The organism is Candidatus Methylomirabilota bacterium, from assembly GCA_036005065.1.
Lineage (GTDB): Bacteria > Methylomirabilota > Methylomirabilia > Rokubacteriales > DASRDR01 > DASYQW01.
In genome coordinates, this window is sequence record DASYQW010000249.1 from 1 (window position 1) to 4,817 (window position 4,817).

A 4,817-nucleotide genomic window follows, 5' to 3' on the forward strand; every position below is an offset into this window, starting at 1 on the left:
TGTCAAGAAGATGCGGGCGACGGAGCCGCCCGCCGGCCAGGCGCGTGTCGGAGTAACCCGGCGGCTCGCCCCGAGCGCGCGCCGCGTCGGGCAGCGCTCCGAGCGGCGGCTGTGCCGCCGCAACCGAGGGGGGGCATCTTCCGAGACCCCCCCGAGCAACTAGGCCACGACGCGCTCGCCGATGCTCTTCCAGGCCCACACGCACTCGCGGGCCGCGCGTCGGGCCTCGTAGGTCTTCCACGGGTCATCGCAGTACCGCTCGACGAGGCTGGCGATTCGCCGGTCGACGTCACTCGCGATGCTCCCCTGGTAGCGCAGGTATCGCAAGGCGGGCTCGGGTACCGCATAGTGACGCGCGAGCGCCTCCGCGACCCGGCCCCACAGCGCCGGAAGCTGACGCTCCACCCCCCACGCCGCGCCGACCCCTTCGTGGGCCGACCGGTGGCCGAAACCTCGGGCGAGCGCGACGTAATCGCTCACCTCGGGAGACGGAAGCGCGAGGGCCTCGTCGAGTCGCTCGGCCGTGGCTCCCAGGGCCAGGGCCAGCGGCCTCCAGCCGCGGTCGGCGTCGGCCTCCGGGACCGTCAGCGCGTCGTAGAGGGTCCGGTACACCGTCTTGCCGTCCTCCAGCCGGAGCGTGCTGACCTTCGAGGAGAAGAGGTAACGGGCCGTGCCCCCCAGTGAGGGATAAAAGGTCAGCGCCACGTCGAGCACGCGTTCGGCGGGCAGCGTCCCGGCGAACACGGCGTCCCACAGCGGGTGCCGATCCAGCCGCACCAGCGGGTCGGCCGCGTCGAGCGCCAACAACTCGATCGTGGACGCGCTCGCCCGCATGCTGTCCGTCTCCGCCATGAGTCTCGCCCGGGCCGGCCAACCCGCTCAGCCGCGGTCGGCCGGAATCTCCAGCGTCGCGTACGGGTTCTTGCGCACCGACCAGACCTCGACGATGCCGTTCTCGAAGGCCGTGAAGCACAGGACGTCGCCCTCACCGACCTCGAGTTGCCGGGCCAGCTGCGGCGGGACCGGCGCCCAGAGCCGCCCCTCCCGCCGCTCGATCGCGACGGCCGTGGACCAGTCGATTCCCGGTGTCATCCGGCTCTCCCCTCTTCGCTCCGGGCCGTCTCGCCTGCCCCGCCCGGGGAGACGCGATGACGCTTCCGGATCTCCCGCAGGATCCCGTCGTGCATCTCGCGCCAGGCCCAGAGCGTCATGTTGCCGGCCCGGCGTCCCCGCTGGATGGCCTCCGGCGTGTGGCAGTAGGACACCAGCATGCTCTCGGCGGCGTCCGAATGGCCGAGATCCGCTCGCACGTGCTCGAGGAAGTACTCGATCACGTCGTCCCGGTAGCCGTAGTACTTGCGGAGCGCCAGCGCGGTGGCCCCGTGGACCTCGGGCAGCTGCTCCTCGTCGGCGAACCAGGAGGACAGCCCCTCCTCGGCCGACCGCGTGCAGTAGTAGGTCATCGTCTTCGAGAAGCCGAGCACCTCGGGCAGCGGGTTCGCCGCCGCGGCGTCCAGCTCGGCCCGGGTGGCACCGACCGCGAGGGCGAACTGCACCCAGAGCGACGGGTGGTCGCCCTCGCCGGCCGGCCGGAGGATCTCGTCGAAGGCGTTGCCCAGGAGATGAGCGGCGTCATCGCCCCGCAGGAACGCGGCGTGACTGATCATCATCGCCAGGTCGGCGTGCGCCTGGAAGGGCCAGCGGAGCACGGCGTAGTCCTTGATCGCCGCCCTGGGGAGCTGCCCCGAGGCGATCAGCCGGACCAGCGGCGAGTTCAGGTATCGGTTGTGCGCCCGCTGCATGTCCTCCTGGAGGAGGTCCACGATCGTCCGCGGCCCCACGGTCGTCCCCCTCACCGGATTCTCCGCGCTGGGGCCCACCCTCGCCCTGGGCCTCGGGAATGCCCCGGGCGGGTGCTGGCCAGCTTCCGCCGGAGGTAGCCCCAGCGCAGGGCCTGGTGGGAGTCGGCGAGCAGGAGGTCCCGCTTGGCGAGAGAGTCGGCCTCGTTGCTCGAGCACTCGACCGGGGCCCCACCCAGGAGCAGCTGGGCGCGGGCGGCGCGGTCGAGCAGGAGGGCATTGATGGCCGCCCGCTCGATGGTCGTGCCCGAGGTCACGATGCCGTGGCTCACCAGCAGGAGCGCGTCCCGGCTCCCGAGGGCTCGCGCCATCGCGCGGCCCCGCTCCGCGGTGTTGATGAGGTCCGTCGTCTCGTCGAAGCGGGGGACGTCCGGCGGCACGAAGACCGCCGCCTCGTGGGTGACCGCCCGCAAGGGAACGCCCAGCGCGGCGAAGACGGTGGGGTGGATGGCGTGGGTGTGGACGACCGCGCCCACCTCGGGCCGGGCCCGCATGACCTCGCTGTGGATGAACACCTCGATGTGCCGGGGCCCCTTCCCGCGGACCACCCGGCCGTCCAGGTCGCAGAGGAGGAGGTCCTCGACCCGCACCTCGTCCAGGCCCAATCCGGTCGGCTTGATCCAGAAGGTCTCGCGGCCGGGGACGCGCACCGAGGCGTGCCCCCACACCAGGTCCCCCTGGCCCTCCATGGCCAGGATCCACGACGCCTGGACCAGCCGGCGCTTCAGCACCGCCTCGGTCGTCGACGCTCGCTTCGTCATGCCCTCGGCGTGTAGCCGACCCACATCGGCAAGAGGCCGCCGGCCAGGCCGGTCAGGAGAATGACGACGACGGCCACCATCCGGAACGTCATCAGGTCCATGCGGGCGCCTCCTCGGCGAGCTGGACGCGCAATGGTCGGCGATGTGCCTGCTGATTATCTCACGAGCCGCCCGGGCGCCCACCTGACGCCATGGGACTCGCTGACGAGCGGTACCCGCAGGACCCCGCTCGAGTATTCCGGCGCCGAGTCGCGCCAGGGCCGGGGTCGCCGGCACGCTTGCGACCGCCAAGCTCTTCAGCTAGTGTGACACCATGATGCGCTGGCGATGGGCTATGACGCTCGGCCTCCTGGCCGTGCTCTCCGGGCTCGCCGGGCTGGCCTACGCCACCCCGCCCGATCCGATCTGGCTCGTGGGCGTGTACGACGGCGAGGACGACGGCGAGGACGACGCTGTCATCTCTGCCGTCTGCTCGGCCCACGCCCTTGTTGTCGAGTGCGGATCGTCCGCGGTCGCCGGACCGCTCCCTGATCCCGAGACCGTCTGGGCGTCACCGGCGATTCGCGGTCTGTCGGCCACTCTCCCCGACGCCCCCAGTCGCGCACCCCCGCTCCTCTAGACCTCTCCCGTCCCGTGGGCCCGCGGATGCGATCCGCGGGCCGCCAGTCAGCGTGAATCGCGCCCGAGCGGCAGCAGCAGTCTATCTGCTCATCGGAGGAGACCGCGGTGGATCGCGTCCAGCGGGTCTGCGGTGCGGCGGCGGGCACCGGCGGGCCGCAGGGTCGGCCGGACGACATCTCGCGCCGTGGAGACACGGGGACTTCGGGCGCCGGAGCCCCGACGGCCATCGCATCCGCCTGCCCGATCAGCGTCCTGGTCCCGACCTACAACCGACACGACACGCTGCTCAAGTGTCTGGGGGCCTTGGAGACGCAGACCGTGGGGGTGTTCGAGGTGGTGGTGGTCGACGACGGGTCGACGGACGGGACCGAGACGGCGCTGTCGGGGCGATCGTTTCGGTTTCCGCTGCGCTACTACCGGCAAGCGAATCAGGGGCCCGGGGTCGCACGGAATCTGGCCATGGAGGTGGCGCAGGGGGAGGTCGTGCTGTTCATCGGCGACGACATCATCGCCGACGCGCGCCTGCTGGAGCAGCACCTCGTGGCGCACACCCGGCACCCCGAGCCCGGGGCCGCGATCCTCGGGCACATCGACTGGCCCCCGTGGCTCGAGCGGACGGCCGTGATGGATTACGTCTGCGGCGCGGGCTCCCAGCAGTTTGCCTACCACCACATCGCCACCGAGCCCGCGCTCGACTTCAAGTACTTCTACACGAGCAACATCTCGCTGAAGCGGCGGTTCGTGGCGGCGGCGCTGCGGGCGGGCGTGGGGTTCGACCCCTGCTTCCGGTACGCGGGGTTCGAGGATAGCGAGTACGCGTACCGGCTGGAGGCGCGGGGGCTGGCGATCCACTACTGGAAGGCGGCGCTGGCCTACCACGACCACTGGATGGACCTCGACAGTTTCTCCCGGCGCGAATACAAGGCCGGCCAGATGGCCGTGGTCTTCTACCGGAAGCACCCCCAGCTCGACGAGGTCCTGGAGGTCGGCTGGATCGGCGACTGGGTGGACGCGGTCGAGCAGCTGCTCGCCCGGCCGGCCGAGCTGGAGCGGCTCACGGCGCTCGACCGGCACACCGACGAGGTCTTCCGCGGCCTCGTTCGCCGGATCGAGCACCTCCTGGGAGGCGGCGAGCCACCGGGGGACGCCGGGCGGCCCCCCGGACGGGACGACCCGGGCCTCCGCGCCGCGCTCCACAACCTCTTCGGGGTCATCTTCGACATCGAGCGGACGCGGGGCCGCGTCGAGGAGTGGTACGCCGGCGTCGGCGATCGCGGGCACGTGGCGGCCGCGAAAACGCTGCTGGGGTGGCGTAAAAAGCTCGAGCTGCTCTCGGTGAGCGTGCGGGAGGTGCGCGCCCTCCGGGCGCAGCTCGTGAAGCGCGAAGCCACCGCCAATTACTTCCGGGCGACGGCAGAGCACTTCAAGGACGAGGCGGAGCGCTTCAAGGGCGAGCTCGCCGAGATCCTGTCGAGCCCGAGCTGGCGGCTCGTGCGGCGTCTCCAGGCGATCCGGCTCCGGCTGTTCCCCCGGGGATCGCAGCGAGAGCGACTCTACCTACGCCTCCGGGACCGGT

The 4,817-nt window shown here is 71.6% G+C and carries 6 protein-coding genes; 2 read left to right on the forward strand and 4 right to left on the reverse strand.

The annotated features are described in order from the left end of the window. Positions 1 to 159: 159 nt before the first annotated feature. From VGW35_17835 to VGW35_17850, 4 genes are read right to left on the reverse strand one after another with little or no spacing between them, the layout of a single operon-like run. Entirely contained in the window at positions 160 to 852 is a 693-nt protein-coding gene (locus VGW35_17835) for a hypothetical protein (GenBank protein HEV8309525.1), read from the reverse strand. A gap of 27 nt (positions 853 to 879) precedes the next feature. Continuing rightward, the gene (locus VGW35_17840; protein HEV8309526.1) at positions 880 to 1,092 is read right to left on the reverse strand and encodes a hypothetical protein; all 213 of its coding nucleotides are present in this window, start codon (positions 1,090 to 1,092) and stop codon (positions 880 to 882) included. Further along, positions 1,089 to 1,856, reverse strand: coding sequence for an iron-containing redox enzyme family protein (locus tag VGW35_17845; GenBank protein ID HEV8309527.1), 768 nt, complete (start codon positions 1,854 to 1,856; stop codon positions 1,089 to 1,091). Before VGW35_17845 ends, VGW35_17840 begins: the two co-directional genes overlap by 4 nt. Beyond that, entirely contained in the window at positions 1,853 to 2,620 is a 768-nt protein-coding gene (locus tag VGW35_17850) for a class II aldolase/adducin family protein (protein HEV8309528.1), read from the reverse strand. The genes VGW35_17845 and VGW35_17850 overlap by 4 nt, the downstream gene beginning before the upstream one ends. A 334-nt stretch (positions 2,621 to 2,954) precedes the next feature. Between VGW35_17850 and VGW35_17855 the strand changes: the two genes are divergently transcribed. Further along, on the forward strand, positions 2,955 to 3,239 hold the full coding sequence (locus VGW35_17855) for a hypothetical protein (GenBank protein HEV8309529.1): 285 nt from the start codon (positions 2,955 to 2,957) through the stop codon (positions 3,237 to 3,239). Positions 3,240 to 3,346: 107 nt separating this feature from the next. Continuing rightward, positions 3,347 to 4,817: glycosyltransferase (locus VGW35_17860; GenBank protein ID HEV8309530.1), on the forward strand; the 1,471-nt coding region annotated here is incomplete at its 3' end.

What these genes read in the sequence shown, in the direction of transcription:
- VGW35_17840 (HEV8309526.1), bottom strand. Translation starts at nt 1,092, where the DNA reads ATGACACCGGGAATCGACTGGTCCACGGCCGTCGCGATCGAGCGGCGG.
- VGW35_17850 (HEV8309528.1), bottom strand. Translation starts at nt 2,620, where the DNA reads ATGACGAAGCGAGCGTCGACGACCGAGGCGGTGCTGAAGCGCCGGCTG.
- VGW35_17855 (HEV8309529.1), top strand. Translation starts at nt 2,955, where the DNA reads ATGACGCTCGGCCTCCTGGCCGTGCTCTCCGGGCTCGCCGGGCTGGCC.
- VGW35_17835 (HEV8309525.1), bottom strand. Translation starts at nt 852, where the DNA reads ATGGCGGAGACGGACAGCATGCGGGCGAGCGCGTCCACGATCGAGTTG.